The following is a 20,803-nucleotide window of genomic DNA, read 5'->3' as shown; positions in this document are numbered from 1 at the left end:
GAGGAGTTATGTCAATAAGATCAAATTGAATCCAATTGTTCATAACGCCCCCTGGCCCCCTCTTATCTTAAGAGGGGGAATATAATGGTATTATCCCACTGAGCCTTCCAAACTCACTCCCAACAGCTTTTGCGCTTCTACCGCAAATTCCATGGGAAGTTCCTTGAAGACCTGTTTACAGAATCCGTTCACGATTAAATTGACGGCATCTTCGTTTGAGAGTCCGCGTTGACGACAATAAAAAAGCTGATCTTCACTGATCTTGCTGGTGCTGGCTTCGTGTTCGATTTGGGCACGGTTGTTTTTTATCTCCATGTACGGATAGGTATGCGCGCCGCATTCATCGCCCATCAGCAGTGAATCGCATTGCGAATAATTGCGCGCGCCTTCCGCGCTTTTCATGATTTTGACCAGCCCGCGATAAGAATTTTGTCCATGTCCTGCAGAGATGCCTTTGGAAACAATGGTGCTCTTCGTATTTTTACCGATGTGAATCATCTTGGTGCCGGTATCGGCCTGCTGATAATTGTTGGTAACGGCAACTGAATAAAATTCGCCAATCGAATGGTCTCCCTGCAGGATGCAGCTCGGATATTTCCAGGTGATGGCAGAGCCGGTTTCCACCTGGGTCCAGGAAATTTTTGCATGGGTCATGCATTTGCCGCGTTTGGTGACGAAATTGTAAATGCCACCTTTACCGTTCTTGTCACCGGGATACCAGTTTTGCACGGTAGAATATTTGATGGTCGCGTGGTCCAGCGCAATCAGTTCGACCACGGCGGCATGCAGCTGATTTTCATCTCGCATTGGAGCCGTGCAACCCTCCAGATAGCTGACGCTGCTGCCTTCGTCGGCAATAATTAAAGTGCGTTCAAACTGCCCGGTTTCGGAGGCGTTAATCCTGAAATAGGTAGAGAGCTCCATCGGACATTTGACGCCCTTGGGAATATAGACGAAGGATCCATCGCTAAAAACAGCGGTGTTCAAAGTGGCGTAAAAATTATCGGTGTAAGGAACGACTGTCCCCAGATATTTTTGAATCAGCTCGGGATGTTCTTGTACGGCCTCCGAAAAGGAACAAAAAATAATTCCCAGATCATTCAACTTGTTTTTGAAGCTGGTCCCCACCGAGACACTATCAAAGACGGCATCGACCGCAATGCCGCTTAGCCGCTCCTGTTCCTTGAGAGAGATCCCCAATTTATTGAAGGTCTCCAAAACTTCAGGATCCACTTCCTCCAAACTATTCAACTGCTTTTTAGGCTTGGGAGCCGAGTAGTAACAAATGTCCTGATAATCGATTTTTGGAAAATGCAGATGTGCCCAAGTGGGTTCCCGCATTTTTTGCCAATGTCTAAAGGCCTTGAGCCGCCATTCCAGCATAAAAGCCGGTTCATTTTTTTTGCTCGAAATGAGTCGGATGACTTCTTCGCTTAGGCCTTTGGGGATGCGATCTGCTGCAACCGAGGTCACAAAACCATATTTATATTCCTGTTGGGTGAGGGCCCGTAGGGCAGAGTTATTCATGCGCTCCTCCTTTCAATTTTTTCAGGAGGACTCAGAAGATCACTCAATTTTGTTTGAGCAATGAGACGGTAAATCTTGTGGTTGAGCTCGGAAAGAGGATCTTTAATATGACAGCCTTTCCATTGAGGGCAATCACAGCGGCCTTCTTTGAAGCATCCAACCACGGCAAATTTTCCGTCAAAAATCTGAATAATATCCATCACGCTCAAGTCTTCCGGCTTGCGGGCTAACACATAGCCCCCGTTGATACCTTGAACAGACTTGATCAGGCCCTTGCTGGCCATCTTTTGCAAGACCTTCCCCAGGATAGGATAAGGGATGTGATGGGCCTCTGAGATTTCACGGGTGTTTGAAACCCGCTCAGAATCCCCTCCCTTTCGAGCGATGTGCTCGAGCGACAACAAGGCATATTCCGTTTTTCGGTTGAGTTGAAGCATAGCGTTGGTTATAAGCTTATACCTTCTTTATAAGACCATCAAGGTCGTATATTGGAGAGTGGCGCGGGGTGTCAAGCGGTGATTGAGGGGGCGCTGTTTATCGCGCGCCCTCTACTGGCATTGGAATCCGTTACTTTGGGCAGAACACTGCAAACCCGCAGGGACTCGTTTCATCAGAGGGATGTTTGTTCCATAAGCCCAGTAAAGGCATTGAAGGGTAGGAATCCCGCCAATATTGGTCACTTGGGTGTTTTGCAGATTGCCTACTTGAGGGGTATCCCACCAATCCGAGGGAACACTGGAGGTGATTTTGGCCTCGATTTGTGTAACCGGGCAGGGAATGAATTGGGCAGATTTTGATCCTGGGGTGTTTTGGTAAACGGGAGGGCTTGGCTCTTGTTTATTATATTGAGGAGCTTGGGTGGGTTGGTTATATTGCTGCTGAGCTTGTCCTCTTTTGACGATTTCTTCTTTGTCCCGGGCTGCTTTTTCTTGAGCCGCCTTGTCATAGCCCTGTGAAAAAGCTAGAGAGACGAAACCAAAGGCCACCAGACTGAAAGATAAGGCAAAGGTTTTAATTTTCATAAGAACTCCTGTAGAAAAAAATGTTGAAGAGAGACCAGAATAGTCTAAAAGAGATTTTTATTTTAAGTAAAGCGGTATTTTAATTTCTATTATGCCAATCCAAACTCCTATCTATCTCGATTATCATGCTACCACTCCTGTAGACTCACGGGTCTTAGAGGCTATGCTTCCTTATTTTTTTAAAAAATTTGGAAATGCCTCCAGTAAAACCCATGCCTTTGGCTGGGAAGCGGAAGCCGCTGTAGAAAATGCCAGATTGCAAGTTGCTTCTCTTTTGGGGGCTCAAAAAGAGGAAATCTATTTTACTTCGGGTGCGACTGAATCCAATAACTTGGCGATTTTGGGGTATGCGCGTGCGAATCGTGAGAGAAGAAATCATCTCCTCAGTTGTGTGAGTGAACATTCTGCGGTGTTAGATCCTCTTCGTCATTTGACAGAGGAAGGTTTTGAAGTGAGTTTCTTGAGCATAGATTCCCAGGGGAAAATAAATCTGGAGGAGCTACAAAAGAATCTTCGTCCCGAAACCCTTTTGATCAGCCTCATGGGAGCAAATAATGAAATTGGCAGCTTGCATCCTCTCGAGGATCTTGGAAAGATTGCCAGGCAGCATGGGCTTGCTTTTCATTGTGATGCCACACAGGCCCTTGGAAAAATTAAAATTGATGTTGAAAAAATGGGCATCGACCTTTTGTCTCTTTCGGGCCACAAAATTTATGGACCTAAGGGCATTGGTGCTTTGTATGTTCGATCGAAAAATCCAAAAATTAATATGAGCCCCGTTATTTTTGGAGGGGGGCATGAAGGCGGCTTGCGTTCAGGCACCCTCAATGTCCCTGGAATTGTTGGTTTGGGGGAGGCCTGTGAAATTGCGCAACGGGAAATGGATTCTGAAAATATCAGGCTAAAAAGTTTGCGAGACATGTTCTGGCAGCAGCTACAAGATAAAATAGAAGATGTTCATTTGAATGGGGTCTTGGAAAATCGTCTGACCAATAATTTGAATGTTCGTTTCGATTATGTGCCTGTGCAGCAATTGATGATGGAAGTGCGCGACCTGGCTTTTTCTGCGGGGGCGACTTGCACCTCTGTAAAAGCAAAGCCTTCTCACGTTTTGCAAGCCTTGGGATTGAGTAAGGCAGAAGTTGAATGGAGTGCCCGTTTTAGTTTGGGCCGCCTTACAAATGAAGAAGAAATAGCTTATGCCACCCAGAGAATTAAAGAGGGGGTTGATAAAATTCGAACTTCGTCTATAGAGTACGAAATGGCAAAGGAGGAATTGTGATTACACTCACCGAAAAAGCTGTCAATCATGTCAAAAAAATGCTGACTGAGCAGAACACCCCCGATTCTGCCGTCCGTGTGGGAGTTGTGGGAGGGGGGTGCGCGGGCCTTTCCTATAAGTTTACTTTTGAAGAAAAGGCCACTGAGGAGGATCAAGTGGTGGAGCAAAATGGAGTGAAGATCCTTCTCGATCCTAAAAGTTATTTATTTTTAAATGGCGTGACCATTGATTATCATTCCGACTTGATGAGTTCAGGATTTACCTTTCATAATCCCAATGCGAAAAGTTCGTGCGGGTGTGGCACTAGTTTTTCGGTTTAATGATTGTTATCTATGAAAAAAACTCTCCTTTTCTTTTCTCTTTTCTCTTTTTTAATATTTTCAAATACCCCTGCTTTCGCTCGAGGGACTGATCACCCCCTTCCCTCCCTCCAAAAGACTGGCGGGCAAGCAAGGGAGAGGGGGGCTTCAATGGAGCTGACTTATCAAGATCTGCCTGAAGGAAATTTTTCAGGTAAGGCGCAAGAGTTGGATACAGGTTCTTATGAAACCAAAGGAGAGAGGCATACTGTGATGATCATTGGTATCCTCGCTGGTATTTTGGCTTTGGGTGGGGTGATTGTGCCTTTGGTGGTTCTTCATTAGAGCATAAACAAGCTCTTTTCCTGTCTAATCTTTCCTTGCTTCTCCAAACGCTCTAGATGTTTCTCTATCATCTGCCGTTCGAAACAACTGCGTAGTGGATCTGTGAGCTGAGAGCTTTTATAAATAATTCCCACCTTTGAAAGTGTTTCTAAATCTTTGGGTGCTTCTTTTAGGCTCTCCAAAATTCGTTGGTCTCTCTTTTCAAAAGCCACTTCAAAACGTGAAAGTTTTTCCAAAAACTTTTCAGGTTCATATACGCGTTCCCCATGAGAACTAATGTAATAGTCGGCTGGAATAGCCTTGATGCGTGCTATAGAGGCAATGAATTGATCAATGTTGGAGGAAATATTGGCATACCAAGGGCCAGTGGGGGTGAGATCGATGTCCGAAACATAGAGAATTTTCAAAGCCTCAAAATAAAAACCCATGTGGCCGGGGGTGTGTCCGGGTAAATGCACTACTTCAATTTTAAGCCCTTTCACCGGCAGATATTGTTTGTCTTTCAGCGTTTCGTGAATCACTTCTCGATCAATTTCCAGAGAAGAAAAAATGCCTTTCAGCCACATCACATAAGACGAATCCTGATTTTGATCGGCATATTTAAGATAATTATCAAACGATAGTATCGCCTCCCGGTCTTTTTCGTGACACAAAAACTGGGCGTTGCTGAAGAGATGATTCAGCGAGCGATGGTCGATGTGATAATGAGAATTGACTACGGTGCGCACCTTGTTTTGAGAAGCGAGGTGCTCAAAAAAACTGAAGTTGGCGGAGGGGTCCACCACCAAAGCATCGGGGGTGTGAACCACAATGGAGTTGGAAAAGAAAAACTCCTTGGCGTTGCGTGCCCAAACGAATTCTACGTCTCCGATGAGTACCCCTTGAGGGGTTTCTTTGAGGGGAAGTGGCATTTCATGTAAGGTTTAAGGTATAAGGTTTAAGGCACAGGGTAAGGAAATCTTCTTCCCTTATACCTTACGCCTTAAACCTTAAACCTTATACCTGATTCCAATTGCAGAAGTTGTTTTTTAATATCCAATCCCTCCGAGTACCCACCGAGGGACTTAGATGCTACAACACGGTGACAGGGAACGACAATCGGAATTTGATTAGAGCCATTGGCTGAGCCTACTGCTCGTGCTGCCTTGGGGGATTTTACCGCTTTGGCGACCTCTCCATAGGTTTTGGTGCGGCCATAAGGAATTTTTGTTAGGACTTGCCAAACCTTTTGTTGAAAAGCAGTGCCTGTTAAAAAGCAAATGGGATATTGGAATTTTTTTAATTTGCCCTTAAAATAATCCGTCAGCTCTCTTTCCAGCACTGAGGGAAGTTTGACAATTGCCTTCAAGGTATATTTGTGTTTGTGCTGGAAATAGTAAAGATCGCTGGAATGAAAATAGATTCCGCAGAGTTTTTTTTTGTGTAACGTGATCCAGAGTTTTCCTAAGGTGGAATCAAAAAAGGTGTAGTGGAGGAGTTTAGAGTGATTTTTTGTCATTGAGATTTAACCATGGTTGATTTTAATAACAATATAAAACTGCCTCCAGTCTTACCTCAAGTCTCTGTCCCTCAGCCCTCCATTGAGGAACACGCGCTTCCCCCGCAGAGTTGGCTGTTCAGCATGGACGGAAGCACTCTAGATTTCATGGCTGGGCGTATCTTGATGAACAAGCAGGATTTGGTCAAGATGATCGCGGAAAATCTTTCGCATTTATCCCCCTCTTATTGGAGTGATGTCTCCCGAAAATTAGAAGCCTATCGCCGTTGGGCGATGGATAATATCAAAGATCCGGAACAGCTGGCCCTCTTTGCGGCTATGTTGCATGGCATCCTCACCAAAATTAGTGGGCGGCTTAAACGCAAATTTGATGAAACCGTCGATGGCATTGCCTTTTATATTGAAGAAGGTCAGCTTTTGCTCAACGGTATTAACGTGCACGCCTTCATTGAAATGGCGAAGCGCCATCCGACGCAGAAGGCCAGAATTTTTTTAAAGGGATTACGTACTCGCCTAGGTCTGGTCCTGGGAAATCGGGGCGGCAACACCCGCTATGATCGTATTCGCAATTTGGTTCTGGACTTGAGTCAGCAGATTGACGAGGAACTTGCCAAGCCTTTGCAGGAGGCACTTTTGAGTTCTCCAAAGTTGCCGGGGTGATGTTTTTCTTGCCAATTTCTTCCCTCCATGTTTTTTAGCCTCAGCCTTCCCCATCCTTCTATTTCATGAAGCGACCTTTATTGCCGCCCTTGTTGGGCTTTTGTTTTGGCATTTGTAGTTTTCTTTATTGTGAAATCCCTCTGAGAATTTCCCTCAGCCTTTCCATCTTTTTTCTGGTTTTATTATTTCCCTCCCGCAATTTGCATCCTCACCTCAACCGCCCTACGGGCATCTTCTCCTCAAGGAGAAGGGAATTTAGTATTTTTTTTCTTTTCTTCTTCGCCGGAAATTTCTCGGCTCATTTCAATCAAAAAAGTTTTGTACAAAGTTCTAACCTGTCTTCTTATTTAAACACACCCAAAATTTATCTTATTGCTCGAGTTCAACAAAGGCCCGAAGGGATTGCACCAGGGCCCTTTCGAATTTTACTTTCTGCGCTTGCCATCAAAAGAGAAAATGAGGTGAGCGAGGTGCGGGGGAATGTATGGCTGACTGTGCAAAATGGGGAACCTGCAGTGGAAGAAGGAGATGTGGTGCAGCTGGTCAGTCGTTTCGGTGAAGTCACTTCCTTCAAAAATTTTGGACTGCCCAATTACCAGGAAACCCTTAAACGACAAGGCGTATTGGTACAGGCCTGGGTGGAACAAGCCGAATTTGTTGTAAAAATTGGGGAAGAAAAAAACTTCTTTTTAAAAGCAAAAAATAAAATTCTGAAAAAATTGAAACAAGAGCTGCAGACTGTTTCGGACACCAATCAAAGAGAATGGATAGAGGCCCTGTTGCTGGGCGAGAGAAAAATTCCGGATTCTGTCGAGGAGTTGTTTCGAAAAACGGGAACCAGTCATCTCATTGTTGTTTCAGGCTTGCATATGGCCATGGTGAGCGGATTTTTTTATGCCCTGTTTCGAATCTTTTTTTCTCTTTTTCCTCGCTTGTTACTCCATGTGTCAGTTAAAAAACTTTCTCTCATCTTCAGCTTTATCCCAGTCTTATTTTATGCTTATCTGGTGGGATTTTCCTCCTCGGTCTTACGCTCTATCCTGAGTTTTTTTGTATTGAGTTTGCTAGTACTTTTGCGAAAAAATTCAGATGCGCTTTCTATATTGGTTAATGCCGCTCTCTGGATTTTAGTATTTTATCCCCTTCAGCTTTTTGAGCTTTCATTTCAGCTTTCTTTTCTGTCTATATTTTTTATTCTGGCAGCTTTGCCAAGAGTTGAATTTTGCTTGAGTGCACAGTCTCCCCTCCCTCGAGGGGAGGGGATTCAGGGGAGGGTGAAGCTCAAGTGCACGCGGGATCACCCTCTCCCTGGCCCTCTCCCCTCGGAGGGAGAGGGGAGAACAATCGTAGATAGGAGTTCAAAAAAACATAAAATAGTGAGTCTTTTTCTCTCCTCTCTAGTCGTGCAAATAGGCCTGCTGCCTCTACTTGCCCATGCATTTCATCAGCTGAGTTGGATCGCACCGGGGGTGAATTTAATTTTAGTTCCTTACTACAGCGTTATCCTCATGCCTTTGGGAATCAGCTGGATGTTGTTTAAGTGTCTGGGTCTGCCCAGTTTGTTTCTGCTGAAAGCCCTGGTTTTTTTTGGTCGTATTTCTCTTCAGATTCTCAAACTTTTTGCGTCTTTTCCCTGGGCCTCGTCTTCGGTGTCTGGTTTTAATGCCAGCCAATGTATTGCGGCTTATGTGTTTTTACTTCTTCTGATTTTTCCTCCGCTCAAGCATTTCAAAAAAATCCTGTTTTTTGTTTTTTTGGGGAATCTGTTCCTTTGGGTTCAGCCCTATTTTACAAGGCATTATTCTCATCAAATCAAGATTCATTTTTTGGATGTGGGGCAGGGAGATGCCATGCTGCTTGAACTTCCGGGTGCCAAAACAATCCTGTTGGATGGCGGAGGAATAGTGGGCTCGAAGACCGATGTGGGAGAACACGTGCTTTTCCCTTATCTATTACAAAATCAATTTCCTCAAATCGACGTGGCGGTCATCAGTCATCCGCATCCCGATCATTATTTGGGGATTCTGAGTTTGTTGAAGCATTATCCCATCAAAGAGCTGTGGTACAACGGGGAAACGGCACTGACAGAGAGTTTTCAGGAGATTTTAAAAGAGTTGGCCTTGCAAAAAATTGCACTCAAAAAAATTAAAGAAGGGGATATCCCCTGGAATTTGGAAGGAGTAAAAATGGAGGCCTTCTTTCCTCCCGATCAGTTAAATCTGCTGGAAAAATCCAGCAACACCGCCGTGAACAATCGTTCGATGGTTTTAAAATTAACGTCACAAAATTTTTCGATGCTGTTGCCGGGGGATATTGAAGAGGAGAGTGAAGACTTTTTGGCGAATCGCACAGAACTTTTTTCGACAATACTCAAAGTGCCTCACCACGGCAGCAACAGTTCCTCCAGCGAGGTGTTTTTAAACCGGGTTCATCCCCGCATTGCCTTGATGGGAGTAGGACAGAACAATCGTTTTGGTTTTCCACGGCAGGTGGTTTTGGAGCGTTATGCTGCGCGAAACATTGAATTGCTGCGAACAGATCTTGAGGGTGAAATTGTGTTGGAATGGAAAAGTCCAAGGCTTACTTGGCAGAGCTATTCGCAGCGGTCTGGAGTTTTGGACTTAGCTTCTCCCAACCCTGAGCTCTCCAGCCCAGAGGTGCCTTGTAGAGAAAACCCATGAGAATGGGAACTTGTTCCCCATTACTCAAAATGAGCTTTGCCTGGGCATGGGCCACATTTTTCTGGTTTTCTTGGACACTACTGATCTCGATTTTCTCTACAGCAGTTCTTCCAAATTCGGAATTGGGATATTTTTTGGCGTATTTTTTAAAGTAGTGTTTGATGATCTTCTCGGCCGTATGATTGTTCGGAGTGCGACCTGCGCAAGAGGCGAAGGCGATTAGAATAAGGAGGAGAATTGTTTTTTTCATAAGTTTTTTAATTCAATGACAAAGTTAGGCGCTCTGCTTCTCTTGCTCCACTTTTAAAATCAAATCCACTATTTGTTTTACAATAAGCCCAGTCGCGCCCCAGATGGTGTGTCCCTGCCATTGGTAAAAAGGCATCTGGATGGTTTTACCCGAATAAGTTCTTTCTTGATAACTAACCTTTTTAGAATCCAAAAAAATCTCAAAGGGGATTTCGAGCAATAAATCAATTTCATCTTTGTTGACCTGGAACGAATAAGGATAAGGAAAAATTCCCAAAAAGGGAGTGATGTGAAAGCCGGTGGGAGTGACGATTTCATCCAGGCTTCCCAATATTTCTACCGCTTCGGGTTGGATGCCCACTTCTTCATAGACCTCTCGCAAAGCAGTGTGTATTAAGTCTTTGTCGGTGTCATCCATCATGCCACCCGGGAAACAGATTTCCCCTTTGTGATGCGCGACATTTTGATTGCGCTTGGTAAAAAGGAGGGTATCTTGATTGTCTTTTTTGAACAAGGGCACTAAAACTGCCGAAGGCCTTAAGCCCTCAGCGGGGAGTGCGTTTTTTTCATAGGCAGAGAGGATTTTTTTAAATTTTGTTTTCATTTTTTATTTTGAATTCTAATTATTACCCATTTTCTCCGAGGTCAATATGCATTCCCACAAAATATCTGCAGCTTCATTATGCGTGTTTGGTTTTGAGGGTCTGACCGCTCCCGACTGGATCAAGACCCTTGTTTCAAAACACGATTTGGCCGGCGTCATTTTATTCAAGCGCAACATCGAATCCAAGGCCCAGTTGAAAGAGCTGAACCTGGAACTACAATCTTTTAAAAAAGGTTTACCCTTAATTATTTCGGTCGATCATGAAGGTGGGCGTGTTTTTCGTTTGCCGGAGCCCTTTACAAAAATTCCGACGGCGAGGGAGATTGGGCATTTTTCACCCTCTCCCCAACCCTCCCCCGTCGAGGGGGAGGGAGGAAAGAAAATCCACTCTCCCCTTGAGGGAGAGGGTCAGGGTGAGGGGATAAATCCCTATTCCATCGGTAAACTCATGGCCCGTGAACTCTGCGAAGTGGGCTTCAACCTCAACTATGCCCCTGTGTTGGATGTGGATACGAATCCCATCAATCCTATTATCGGCGACAGGGCTTTTAGTTCGGATCCTCGAACGGTGGCGGATTGTGCCTTGAAAATGATTCGCGGATTGCGCGAAGGGGGAATCATCCCCTGTGGCAAACACTTTCCAGGACATGGAGATACTTCCAAAGATTCTCACTTCGAATTGCCGCAAGTGGATCAAGCTCTCAAGCGCCTGCAAACCCTTGAATTGCTGCCCTTTGCAGCGGCCATTCAAAATAAAATTGAAATGTTGATGACCGCCCATGTGATGTATCCGGCCTTGGACAGTGAATGGCCGGCGACGCTTTCCAAAAAAATAATTGGCGATTTGTTGCGAAAACAAATGGGCTACGAAGGGGTGCTAATCTCTGACGATTTTAATATGAAGGCCATTGCGGATAGATGGGGAATTTCTGAGGCCTCTGTACGTTTTTTGGAAGTGGGGGGAGATATTGTCTTAGTATGTCGTTATGAAGAAGTGTGCTTAGAGGTGTTAAATCGAGTTCAAGCCTGGATAGATTTGTCAGTTAAAAATTCACAGCAGGGGCAGCTTTCTCTACAGCGAATTCAAAAAATTCAGAAAAAAATAGCAGATTTTTCACAACAGTTCTCGGGGTGATGTGCGATAATGGGCAGTGATATTCAGTGATAAGCTCCGTGTAGGGGCAATTCATGAATTGCCCCTGCGGGAATAAATTATGATTCTCTCTTTTCTCAAACTTCAGTTGGGGGGTGGGGGTAATATTTCAGGCCCCCCCCGTGATGCCCCTCGTCCTACAAGCGATACCGCTGCCCGTCCGCAAGGTTCTTTGCCTCAAATTGCGAGGGATTCAAGCCCTCAAACTACTAACAGGCCCACTTCTTCGTCCGATCAGGCTCCCCCGCCTCCTCCGCCGAGTAACAGTCCTTCCACCTCTCAAAGCCAATCCTTGCTTCAGAGTTCCCTTTCTCAAACCGAGCTCTTCAGCGACATGAATAGCAATATGGTCATGCAGGGAGCAGAAACTCTTCAGCAGGATAATATTCAAGAGAATAAGAGCTCTCAAGAATCTCAAGACAATCGCGACATGAGCGAGGCCCGTCAGAAGATGGTTGAAAAGGGCTTCTTGATGCAAAGTGATGATATTAATCGCAGTCGTCAAAATCAATTTAGGCAATTAACGGGCAGTCAGAAGGATGTTTCACAGTGGATGGCCAAGCATGAGGAAACTTTAAAAAGTCAGGATGCCTCTCGTGGACAGAATGCCGAAAGGGCGCGGGGAAACCAGGTTCAGGAAAATCCCCTTTTAAAGTTAAGGTCCCAGGCTCAAGGTCTCACCAAAGACAATCCCGATGCCCCCTGGAAAAAGAGCGATTCAAAAATGCCGTTGCCCAAGGGCTATTCTGCCTTTATGGATGTGGGGCCCCGTGGAAAACAGCTGATGATTATGACCCAAAAACTTCTTAAGGGTCAGGAAGGGATGCCGGGTGAAAATGCTCTGGCAGAAGAAATGCCGGCGGAGACTGCGCTGGAGCAGGAAAATAACCAGACCGCTAAGGCAGGACAGACTGCACAGGGGATGAGTGCTCAACAGAAAAAGTTGGCCAAACAAATGGGCGCGAAAGACGGAGTCGAAGACATGCTGGAGGCCGAAGAAGCCCTGGTGGAAGAGGGGGAGACGGAAGAAGGGAGTGGGGTAGAAGAGGGGGATGCGCTCAGTAGTTTGCGGCGGGCGATGTCTGCGCGCATGGCCCGTGCGAAATCAAAGGGCGGTGAAGGAGAGAGTGAAGTGGGCGGTGCTCCTTGGGAAAGTTTCAGTGAGGCCATCGAGGCACATACGGTTTTGTTTAATGATGCTGGCCACGCCGAATCCTCCAACCTGGTAGCCCAGGCGGCTTTTGCCTCTGCCGTCATCTATGGTGCAGGCATGCACATCCGCGTAAAAGGGGATCGCCTCAATTACTCCGGTACCTCGCATCATGGATTACCCATTCCCAGTGGTGACGAGGCCCTGGAAATGGGGGCCCACGAATTAGTAGCCGGCCTGGAGCGCGATGTGGGTCAGTTGGGGGTAGAGTCGGTATTTGTGAATGGTCAACGCTTTGAATTGGCCAACCCCGATGATGAGAGAAAGCTCAAAGAGCTCATCAAAGAAAATCCAGATTTATACGTGGCCATTCAGGGAATTCGAGAGGCTATAAAAGAAGGTCGCTTTTACCGAACCTGCATGGGCCTTCGTGAAGAAGGACCTGGGGGGAGGGCTTAAAGTTGCTTGAAAAATTTCCCCACCAAATAAAGTTCATTTGAACTTTTTCGTGTTGCTTCCGGAATAAAAGGTTTCATTTCACCAAAATAGCCTTTGAGCTTCTTTTTGAAGTTTTCTAAGTCCTGTCCAGGAAAAATTTTGACTACCAGGGCTCCATTGGGCTTTAGAGTTTTTTGAGCCACTTCCAGGGCTTTTTCACAGAGTTCGACAGATTTGATGTGATCGCTAAAATGAACTCCGCTCAGGTTGGGGGATAGATCCGAAAGCACCACATCGGCTTTCTCACCCAGTAAGCGGATCATTTGATCTTGAATCTTTAAGTCGAGGATATCTCCAACAAGCAGCTGAATATGCTTTGGAAAATTTAATTTTAAGGGAAGCAAATCTACACCTATGGCTTTACCCGTAGTTCCAATTTTTTTTACAATATATTGTAACCAGCCTCCTGGGGCACAACCCAACTCCAGAACCCGTGAGCCGAGCCTCAGCAGACGAAAGCGTTTGTCCATTTCTTCGAGTTTATAAACGGCACGGGAAGCCAAGCCTTCGCCCTTGGCCTTTTGATAGAAATGATCTTTGCGTTTGTAGACCGGGGACATGAGACCTCGAAAAAAATGGGGGTTTCGTCATTTTGTTAGCAATTAGTGTATCTGTTTGCCCGATAATCGCATTGGGAGAGAGACGCAAACAAAAAGGCTTCAAACCTTAAAAGCTTAGGGAAGTTAAATCTTGTTAAAAATGCCAGTCCACAATCTTATTAAATGATAAAAGAGTGTTTTAATTATTACTGAAATACCGTTAGAATGCTAAGAAGGAGAGAATGATGCCCCCTATTCAAAGAGCCTCTATCCCCGCTTTGGTCCCTGCAACAGGAGATCCTCACCTGTCCACTCCTGGGGCTCCAACAGTTCCTACCACTCCCTCCGATTCACGCTTTGATGCTGCGCGTTTTGGAAAACTAACTTCGACCCCTCCGGGTGTTCGTACAATTAGTGTCTTTGGGCCCAATCCCATGGCTCCTGTTCTTGATGCTTCTGCCGCCACGCTCTTCGAAAGGGGAACCGAATATCTTCCTCCAAATATGTCCCCCGAACAAACTCGGAATTTATGCAATGCTGCCCTTGGAAGGGAGATTGTATGAACAATGAAGTGGCCAACGAAGCCATCTTGAATAAATTCAAGCTGGAAGTCGCCAAACTGCCCAAAGAACAGCAAGTCAAAGTGATGCAGCGCTTTTACAATTTAATTTACTCGGGTCTTGATGATAAGGTTTTTCGGCTCATGGCTACCTCCATTAAATACGCCAAAGAGAGTGAAAGTGAAGGGCATGAAAACTTTCAAATTTCTCATCAGGATTTGAAAAACCTCTCTCACATTCAAGATCACAACCGTCTACTTCAACAAAAAAAATGATTTTAGTTTGCAAAGCTGTTTATTTTGGTTAATTCCCAATCTGCTCGGTCTTTTTTTTATTTAATACCTCGATGATAGAAATGAGTATCTTATATGGTCGATCGAATTAAAGGAACAGCGCAACCGCCTCTTCCGCCCTCGATTAATCCCAACGAAGCCGCCCCTCAGAAGGCAATAAGCCTTGCACCCAATGCCGCAAGTTCTCGAATTCAACAAGAACTGAAAAAATCGATTGATGATATTTTTAATTATAAAAATGCACCCTTTTCGGGCATGAAGCTTTTTTCTGATGGCATCGTATTTCCTGGGAATATTTTAGATACGAAAGATGAAAAGAATGATCCGAAGTACATGCGTCTTTTGGCTGCAATGTACGGTTTGGCAGAATACGAACGCTACTTTAATGAAGGCCAGGAGGACGATGAGTGGAAATTAGGAAAAATAAAGGCACAGGAAGAACGGAAAAAGGAAGAAGACAAGAACGAAAAAAAACAGAGGCGCGATTGAGAGCTTTGTGATTTCGTTGCTTCGCAGTTAATTGACCCATCGCATTTTTTTCTTCCGCAACTTAACGTACTCTTCCAAGGCCAGCTGGGTTTCACTTTCTGACCATCCCAATTCTTCTCCAATCACTCTGGCTCCCGCTTGTAAGCAAAGCTGTCCTTGGCAAGGGCCAAGACTCCATCGGGTTCTGCGGGCCACATCCTCGAAATTTTTAGCCCATTCTTCTCGAATAGCATAACGGATTTCAGCTTCTAAAACAGGGTCGCATTCGCAGATTATTTTTTGAGAGGGGAAAAGTTTTGAGACTTGCTCTGCGCGGTTTCCGTGTCGGTAATAAAGACGGGCAGCCGCAAGCAAAGGAATATTTTTTTCTTTTGCAAGATCTTCCACATCCAACTCAGTCTCTGCGCCGGGTAGCGGTTTTAGGTGACTACTGCATTTTGTTTGCAAATTTAATTTTTTACAAACCGCATCTATTGCTTCTTCGCTCATGATCCGATAGCTGGCAAGTTTACCACCGGCTATAGTTAAAAATCCTTTCAGCCCATCCCGTTTTTCGTGATCAAAAATTTCATATTCGCGCGTGAGATCATCTTCATATTTTCCACGCTCATACAAGGTAGGTCTAAGTGCGGCCCAAGTATCAATGATTTTATGCTGGCGGATGCTAGGGTAGATGCTTTCTATCCCTTCGAGCAAATATTCCACTTCGTCTTGAGTGGCTTCTAGTAAGTCTGGATCCCCAAAATAATCATCATCGGTCGTTCCGAGGATAGTACTGTTTTGGTAAGGCATCATGAAGATGGATCGCCCATCAATGGCCTTAGACATGACAGCACTGTGGATGATTTGTCTATCCAATAAAAGATGAATGCCTTTTGCAGGACGAAGCTTCACTTCTACCCCAGCACTCTTTGCAATGCTGGGAATCCAGGGGCCAGCCACGTTGAAAACAATTTTACTAAACAGTTCCTGGGTTTTTCCTGTACTCTGTTCTTTAACTTTTACGCCGAGGATTTGATTCTCTTTTTTGAGAAGATCTACCACTTTGGTGTGAGTGAAAATCTGAGCTCCATGTTCTTGGGCATCCTTCGCATTCAGTACGGTGAGGCGAGGGGCATCAATCCCCCACTCGTCAAAACTGATGCCTCCCACTAGGCCTGGATTTAAGCCCGGTTCCAGTTGAAGCAATTCTTGTGCGCTGAAGCGACAATGCTTTTTGCCATTTTTTAAGGGGGCATAATGGTCGTAGGCCTCAAAAAAAGTTTCCAGGAGTTCTAAATATAATTTTTTGGAGAGGGATTTTGGATTTCCCAAAACCGGAAATAAAAAGGGGATCCGAAAGAGTAAAAAAGGAGCAATTTTTTGGATGTAGCCCGAGTCTAAGCAAGCCAGTCTCGTGGTCTTCATATCCCCCAAGAGGTAGCGTACGCCGCCATGAATCATCTGGCTATTGTAGCCCGAAGCGGCACAGGCCAAGTCATTCTTTTCGACTACAGCGACCTTTAAACCCCGCAAACTTGCATCTCTGGCCATTCCGCAAGCATTAATTCCACCGCCGATAATAATGAGGTCGAAGTTAATCATTATTCTAGCTCACACAAAATGTCCCCTTGAGTGACACGTTCTCCTTCGTTGAAATAAATTTTTTTGACCAAGCCTTCTTTGGGGCTACAAATCTTGTGCTCCATTTTCATGGCCTCTAAAATCAGCAAAGTTTCTCCCGATTTTACTGCATCTCCTGGCTGAGCCAACACTTTCAGTATTTTGCCAGGCATCGGCGCATTTAGGCTTCCGGATTGGGCCATCCCTGCGCGTTGGCGCGATCTGGTGTTTGAAAGGGGAAGTCGATAAGTTCCAGAAGGGAGATGCACGTCGACGAAATCTTTGGAAATGAAATATTTTCCTTCAAGAGTTTCTTGATCGGATTGAGCAGTGAAAGAATTATTTTGTGTTTTGAGAAGTTTCATTAAACATTCCTAAAATTCTCAAGCTCTTTGAGAGTGAAATTATTTCCAGCAAAACTTTTAGTCGGCTGTTGTGCAGTATTCGTTTTTGTCTTTGCCAATAAATCTGCCAGGCCTTCCAGTCTTTGAGCTTCTTCTTTTCGTAAGCTTAAATAGGGATCTATCCACTTGGCTACACTGTGCGTGTGATAAGTCCCATCGATGAAATCGGGATGAGCAAGGGTATAGCCTAGAAAATCCAAATTGTGCCGGGTGCCTAGCAATATAAAGTCCGCCAGCATCTTGCTGGTTTTGATCAAGGCTTCAGGGCGATCTGCCCCCCAGGTAATCAACTTGGCCAACATGGGATCATAATAGGGGAGTATGTCTTGTCCCTGCTCCAGCGCAGAATCGATGCGTATTCCCGGGCGTGACGGTTCAAAGAGGAGGCCCACTTTTCCATCCGAGGGTAAAAAATTATTTTCGGGATCTTCCGCGTACAAGCGACATTCAATGGCATGACCCCGTTGAACAATATCTTTTTGTTTCAGCCAAAGCTTTTCGCCTGCTGCAATTCGAATTTGAGCTTTTACCAAATCGATTCCGGTCACCGCTTCGGTGATGGGATGTTCCACCTGCAGGCGTGTGTTGACTTCTAAAAAATAAAAGTTTCCTTGGTGATCCAGCAAAAACTCGGCCGTTCCCGCAGAAGAGTAGTGGGCGGCCTTGGCAATTTTGATGGCCGCTTCACAAATTTTCTGACGAAGTTTCGGGTTGAGGGAAGGGGAGGGCGATTCTTCGATCATCTTTTGATGACGGCGCTGCACGGAACATTCGCGTTCGAATAAATGAATGAGATTACCGTGTTCATCGCCCAAGAGTTGGACTTCGATGTGTTTTGGATTTTCGATGTAACGCTCAATAAAAACCGTATCGTCTTTAAAAAATGCCAAGCCTTCGCGTTTAGCGGCTTGGAGGGCTTCCGTGAATTCTTCACCTTTTGTAACGATACGCATTCCTTTGCCACCGCCCCCAGCGGCCGCTTTGATGAGCAGAGGAAAACCCACTTTACTTTCGATTTCCTTAATATTCTTTTCATCAAAAGTCTGCATCCCTGGCACAGAGGGGACCTTTGCTATTTTTGCAATTTCTTTTGAGGCAGTTTTGGAACCCAGTTTTTTGATGACTTCCGGGGAAGGCCCAATAAATTTGATCTGAGCCTGAGCGCAAGAGCTAGCAAAGTCGGCATTCTCCGATAAAAAACCATAACCCGGATGAATAGCATCCACTCCTGCTGTTTTGGCGATGGCCAAAACTTTTTCTACATCCAAATAGGTTTCTTTCGCTTCAATGCCATTGAGAGGATAAGCCTCATCGGCTTCCCGCACAAAAATTGCTTGGGCATCAGGGTCTGAATAAATCGCCACCGTTTGTATGTCCATTTCTTTTGCGGCAGCAATAATTCGGCGGGCAATTTCAGAGCGGTTGGCGATAAGGATTTTTTTGAACATATATATTCGTAACTCACCCCGACCCTCTCTTACCCTAAGAGAGGGAGTGTAAGTTCCCCCTCTTAAGATAAGAGGGGGGTAGGGGGCGTTATGATACCCAATTCGGTTTTCTCTTCTCCAAAAACGCAGCAATACCTTCCTGGCCTTCTTTGCTGGCCCGTCTCTCTGCGAGATAGACAGGGGTGATTTCCTGAGCTTGGTCCAAAGATAAAAATTGTACTTCATCAATCAATTTTTTTGTGGCGGCCAAGGCTTCAGGGCCACCCGCTTTAATGGCGGCGATTTTTACTTCAATGAGTTCATCGATTTGTTCAGGGTCACCAGATTGTTGTACAAGGCCTATTTCACGGGCTTGCCCGGCAGAAAAGCGTTCCGCTGTGAGCGCCAACTCTCTAAATTTTGCAGCACCTATTTTACGAATGACAAAAGGAGAAATTACTGCAGCGGCAAGTCCAAGTCTTACTTCGCTTAGAGCAAAGAGTGCATTTTTATAGGCGAAGGCGATATCGACTGCTGACGTCAATCCAACGCCCCCGCCCATTGCAGTGCCATTCACTTTTGCCAACACCGGTTTGGGGCATTGGGCAATGCTGGTAAGCATGCGATGCAATTTTTTTGCTTCTTGAATATTTTCTTCGCGCGTTGCGGCGGCAGAGCGCTTCATCCAGTTTAAATCCCCCCCTGCCGAGAAGGAAGCCCCTGCCCCCGTGAGGAGTGCCACACGCACTTCGGAATTCTGGGCAATATCTTGAAAGGCTTGGGTCAGTTCCAAAATAAGTTCTTCGTTGAAGGCATTGTGTAATTCGGGTCGATTGAGGGTGACTGTGGCGACTTGATTTTTAATTTCGAAGAGTAGGGTTTTGTAGGGAGTCATAATTTTACATCCTAAATATTCCAAAATTTTGCTTTGCAAAAGGTGCATTCAGGGCGGATGAAATCCCCATCGCAATGACCTTTCGCGTGTCTACCGGATCAATAATTCCATCATCCCAAATTCGCGCCGTAGAAAAATAGGCCGAGGCTTCTGTTTCGTATTTTTCCAAAGTAGGGGCTTTAAATTTTTGGGCCTCTTCTTCGCTCATTTGAGCTTTGCCTTCGGCTTTCAACTGATCTTGCTTCACCGTCAAAAGCACATTGGAGGCCTGTTCGCCGCCCATTACACTAATTTTTGCATTGGGCCACATCCACAATTGTCTTGGCCCGTAAGCGCGTCCGCACATGCCGTAGTTTCCTGCTCCGTAAGAACCACCAATAATCACCGTAAATTTGGGAACTCTTGCGTTGGAGACGGCCATTACCATCTTGGCCCCATCCTTCGCGATGCCCCCGTTTTCGTATTGTCTGCCTACCATGAATCCGGTGATGTTTTGTAGAAAGAGGAGGGGAATTTTTCGTTTGTCGCACAACTCGATAAAATGGGCGGCCTTTTGAGCCGACTCCGAAAAAAGCACGCCGTTGTTGGCGATGATGCCGACAGGGAATCCCAGAATATGCGCAAATCCACACACCAGAGTGGTTCCATAATTCTTTTTAAATTCGTGAAGACGAGAACCGTCCACTAACCTCGCGATAATTTCTCGCACATCATAAGGCTTGCGGATGTCGCGCTGCAGGATTCCATAGATTTCTTCTGCAGGATACAAAGGCTCTTCCGGTGTTTTCCAGTCCAGTTCTGTTTTAGCAGGGCGGTTGAGATGAAATAAAATCTCACGGGTAATTTCCAGGGCATGTTCTTCATCTTCTGCAAAATGATCGGTGACGCCCGATTTGGTACAATGCACCTGAGCGCCGCCTAAGTCTTCCGCGCTCACTTCTTCACCGGTGGCGGCTTTTACTAAAGGGGGCCCTCCTAAAAAGATGCTGCCATTGCCTTTCACGATGATGGTCTCATCGCTCATCGCGGGGACATACGCGCCCCCTGCAGTGCAAGAACCTAGCACCACGGCAATTTGAGGAATGCCCGCCGCAGACATGCGTGCCTGATTATAAAAGATGCGACCAAAATGTTCTTTATCGGGAAAGACCTCGGACTGAAGAGGTAAAAAGGCTCCGCCGGAATCTACCAAATAAACGCAGGGGAGATGATTTTCCAGGGCAATCTCCTGGGCACGCAGATGCTTTTTGACGGTGAGAGGATAATAGGTTCCTCCTTTAACCGTGGCATCGTTGGCGACAAATAAAATCTCACGCCCTTGAACAAGGCCGATGCCGGTGACCATTCCCGCAGCCGGGGCATCGTCGTTGTAAAGGCCATTAGCCGCCAGGCTAGAAAACTCCAGGAAAGGAGAGGCCTTATCCAGCACTTTTTCAATGCGTTCACGAGGAAGTAATTTTCCTCGTTTGTGGTGGCGTTCGACAGAGCTTGCACCGCCTCCCAACTTTATTTGAGACACTTTTTGCTTAAATTCCTGAACTAGCTGTTTCAAATATTGTGCATTTGCTTTAAACTCGTTATCTTGGACACTGATTTTGGATTCAAAGATTTCTGACATAGACGTTT

General features: G+C 45.6%; 23 protein-coding genes. 10 read left to right on the top strand and 13 right to left on the bottom strand.

Annotation, left to right across the window (positions count from 1 at the left end):
- Nucleotides 1-90 precede the first annotated feature (90 nt).
- The 3 genes from sufB to HQM15_04330 all read right to left on the bottom strand — a co-directional run bounded on the left by sufB (nt 91) and on the right by HQM15_04330 (nt 2,549).
- Nucleotides 91-1,527, bottom strand: a complete 1,437-nt coding sequence (sufB, locus tag HQM15_04340; protein MBF0491990.1) for a Fe-S cluster assembly protein SufB — start codon at nt 1,525-1,527, stop codon at nt 91-93.
- Nucleotides 1,524-1,964 carry an Rrf2 family transcriptional regulator gene (locus HQM15_04335; protein ID MBF0491989.1) on the bottom strand — a complete coding sequence of 147 codons (441 nt, stop codon included), beginning with the start codon at nt 1,962-1,964 and terminating at the stop codon, nt 1,524-1,526. Before HQM15_04335 ends, sufB begins: the two co-directional genes overlap by 4 nt.
- Before the next feature lie 111 nt (nt 1,965-2,075).
- Entirely contained in the window at nt 2,076-2,549 is a 474-nt protein-coding gene (locus tag HQM15_04330) for a hypothetical protein (protein MBF0491988.1), read from the bottom strand.
- Between the two features lie 91 nt (nt 2,550-2,640).
- On the opposite strand from HQM15_04330, the gene HQM15_04325 reads away from it, so the two are divergent.
- From HQM15_04325 to HQM15_04315, 3 genes are all read left to right on the top strand, one after another.
- Nucleotides 2,641-3,831, top strand: coding sequence for an aminotransferase class V-fold PLP-dependent enzyme (locus tag HQM15_04325; GenBank protein MBF0491987.1), 1,191 nt, complete (start codon nt 2,641-2,643; stop codon nt 3,829-3,831).
- The gene (gene erpA / locus HQM15_04320) at nt 3,828-4,151 is read left to right on the top strand and encodes an iron-sulfur cluster insertion protein ErpA (GenBank protein MBF0491986.1); all 324 of its coding nucleotides are present in this window, start codon (nt 3,828-3,830) and stop codon (nt 4,149-4,151) included. The genes HQM15_04325 and erpA overlap by 4 nt, the downstream gene beginning before the upstream one ends.
- Nucleotides 4,152-4,301: 150 nt before the next feature.
- Nucleotides 4,302-4,475, top strand: a complete 174-nt coding sequence (locus tag HQM15_04315) for a hypothetical protein (GenBank protein MBF0491985.1) — start codon at nt 4,302-4,304, stop codon at nt 4,473-4,475.
- On the opposite strand, the gene HQM15_04310 is transcribed toward HQM15_04315, so the two are convergent.
- Nucleotides 4,472-5,386, bottom strand: coding sequence for an MBL fold metallo-hydrolase (locus tag HQM15_04310; protein ID MBF0491984.1), 915 nt, complete (start codon nt 5,384-5,386; stop codon nt 4,472-4,474). The two genes, HQM15_04315 and HQM15_04310, sit on opposite strands and share 4 nt — an antisense overlap.
- A gap of 71 nt (nt 5,387-5,457) precedes the next feature.
- A complete protein-coding gene (locus HQM15_04305; protein ID MBF0491983.1) occupies nt 5,458-5,973 on the bottom strand; it encodes a methylated-DNA--[protein]-cysteine S-methyltransferase in 516 nt (171 codons plus the stop codon).
- A 12-nt stretch (nt 5,974-5,985) separates the two neighbouring features.
- On the opposite strand from HQM15_04305, the gene HQM15_04300 reads away from it, so the two are divergent.
- Together HQM15_04300 and HQM15_04295 are read left to right on the top strand one after the other, a co-directional pair.
- Nucleotides 5,986-6,633, top strand: a complete 648-nt coding sequence (locus HQM15_04300) for a hypothetical protein (GenBank protein MBF0491982.1) — start codon at nt 5,986-5,988, stop codon at nt 6,631-6,633.
- 65 nt (nt 6,634-6,698) lie between these two features.
- Nucleotides 6,699-9,314, top strand: coding sequence for a DNA internalization-related competence protein ComEC/Rec2 (locus HQM15_04295; protein MBF0491981.1), 2,616 nt, complete (start codon nt 6,699-6,701; stop codon nt 9,312-9,314).
- Here the strand turns inward: HQM15_04295 and HQM15_04290 are convergent.
- Both HQM15_04290 and HQM15_04285 read right to left on the bottom strand, forming a co-directional pair.
- Nucleotides 9,214-9,564: a hypothetical protein gene (locus HQM15_04290; protein MBF0491980.1), complete on the bottom strand. Its 351-nt coding sequence runs from the start codon at nt 9,562-9,564 to the stop codon at nt 9,214-9,216. The two genes, HQM15_04295 and HQM15_04290, sit on opposite strands and share 101 nt — an antisense overlap.
- Before the next feature lie 24 nt (nt 9,565-9,588).
- Nucleotides 9,589-10,167, bottom strand: coding sequence for a CoA pyrophosphatase (locus HQM15_04285; protein ID MBF0491979.1), 579 nt, complete (start codon nt 10,165-10,167; stop codon nt 9,589-9,591).
- A 46-nt stretch (nt 10,168-10,213) separates the two neighbouring features.
- On the opposite strand from HQM15_04285, the gene HQM15_04280 reads away from it, so the two are divergent.
- Together HQM15_04280 and HQM15_04275 are read left to right on the top strand one after the other, a co-directional pair.
- On the top strand, nt 10,214-11,302 hold the full coding sequence (locus HQM15_04280; GenBank protein ID MBF0491978.1) for a glycoside hydrolase family 3 protein: 1,089 nt from the start codon (nt 10,214-10,216) through the stop codon (nt 11,300-11,302).
- A gap of 79 nt (nt 11,303-11,381) precedes the next feature.
- Entirely contained in the window at nt 11,382-12,929 is a 1,548-nt protein-coding gene (locus HQM15_04275) for a hypothetical protein (GenBank protein ID MBF0491977.1), read from the top strand.
- Here the strand turns inward: HQM15_04275 and HQM15_04270 are convergent.
- On the bottom strand, nt 12,926-13,528 hold the full coding sequence (locus HQM15_04270) for an RlmE family RNA methyltransferase (GenBank protein MBF0491976.1): 603 nt from the start codon (nt 13,526-13,528) through the stop codon (nt 12,926-12,928). The two genes, HQM15_04275 and HQM15_04270, sit on opposite strands and share 4 nt — an antisense overlap.
- Before the next feature lie 221 nt (nt 13,529-13,749).
- Here HQM15_04270 and HQM15_04265 point away from each other — a divergent pair, with 221 nt between their 5' ends.
- The 3 genes from HQM15_04265 (at nt 13,750) to HQM15_04255 (ending at nt 14,849) form a co-directional block, all read left to right on the top strand.
- The gene (locus tag HQM15_04265) at nt 13,750-14,070 is read left to right on the top strand and encodes a hypothetical protein (GenBank protein MBF0491975.1); all 321 of its coding nucleotides are present in this window, start codon (nt 13,750-13,752) and stop codon (nt 14,068-14,070) included.
- Nucleotides 14,067-14,342 (top strand): hypothetical protein, encoded by a 276-nt coding sequence (locus HQM15_04260; GenBank protein ID MBF0491974.1) that lies wholly within the window; start codon nt 14,067-14,069, stop codon nt 14,340-14,342. Before HQM15_04265 ends, HQM15_04260 begins: the two co-directional genes overlap by 4 nt.
- A gap of 93 nt (nt 14,343-14,435) precedes the next feature.
- Complete coding sequence (locus HQM15_04255; GenBank protein MBF0491973.1) at nt 14,436-14,849, top strand: hypothetical protein; 414 nt, start codon at nt 14,436-14,438, stop codon at nt 14,847-14,849.
- A 27-nt stretch (nt 14,850-14,876) separates the two neighbouring features.
- On the opposite strand, the gene HQM15_04250 is transcribed toward HQM15_04255, so the two are convergent.
- From HQM15_04250 to HQM15_04230, 5 genes are all read right to left on the bottom strand, one after another.
- A complete protein-coding gene (locus HQM15_04250) occupies nt 14,877-16,433 on the bottom strand; it encodes a glycerol-3-phosphate dehydrogenase/oxidase (protein ID MBF0491972.1) in 1,557 nt (518 codons plus the stop codon).
- The gene (locus tag HQM15_04245) at nt 16,433-16,816 is read right to left on the bottom strand and encodes an acetyl-CoA carboxylase biotin carboxyl carrier protein subunit (GenBank protein MBF0491971.1); all 384 of its coding nucleotides are present in this window, start codon (nt 16,814-16,816) and stop codon (nt 16,433-16,435) included. The genes HQM15_04250 and HQM15_04245 overlap by 1 nt, the downstream gene beginning before the upstream one ends.
- Entirely contained in the window at nt 16,816-18,303 is a 1,488-nt protein-coding gene (locus tag HQM15_04240) for an ATP-grasp domain-containing protein (GenBank protein MBF0491970.1), read from the bottom strand. Before HQM15_04240 ends, HQM15_04245 begins: the two co-directional genes overlap by 1 nt.
- 88 nt (nt 18,304-18,391) lie before the next feature.
- Entirely contained in the window at nt 18,392-19,177 is a 786-nt protein-coding gene (locus HQM15_04235) for an enoyl-CoA hydratase/isomerase family protein (GenBank protein ID MBF0491969.1), read from the bottom strand.
- A 4-nt stretch (nt 19,178-19,181) separates the two neighbouring features.
- Entirely contained in the window at nt 19,182-20,795 is a 1,614-nt protein-coding gene (locus tag HQM15_04230) for a methylcrotonoyl-CoA carboxylase (protein MBF0491968.1), read from the bottom strand.
- Nucleotides 20,796-20,803 lie beyond the last annotated feature (8 nt).

It is taken from the genome of Deltaproteobacteria bacterium (assembly GCA_015233135.1).
Taxonomy (GTDB): domain Bacteria; phylum UBA10199; class UBA10199; order JADFYH01; family JADFYH01; genus JADFYH01.
The sequence above is the reverse complement of the archived record's forward strand: the minus strand, read 5'-3'. Positions and strand labels throughout refer to the sequence as shown.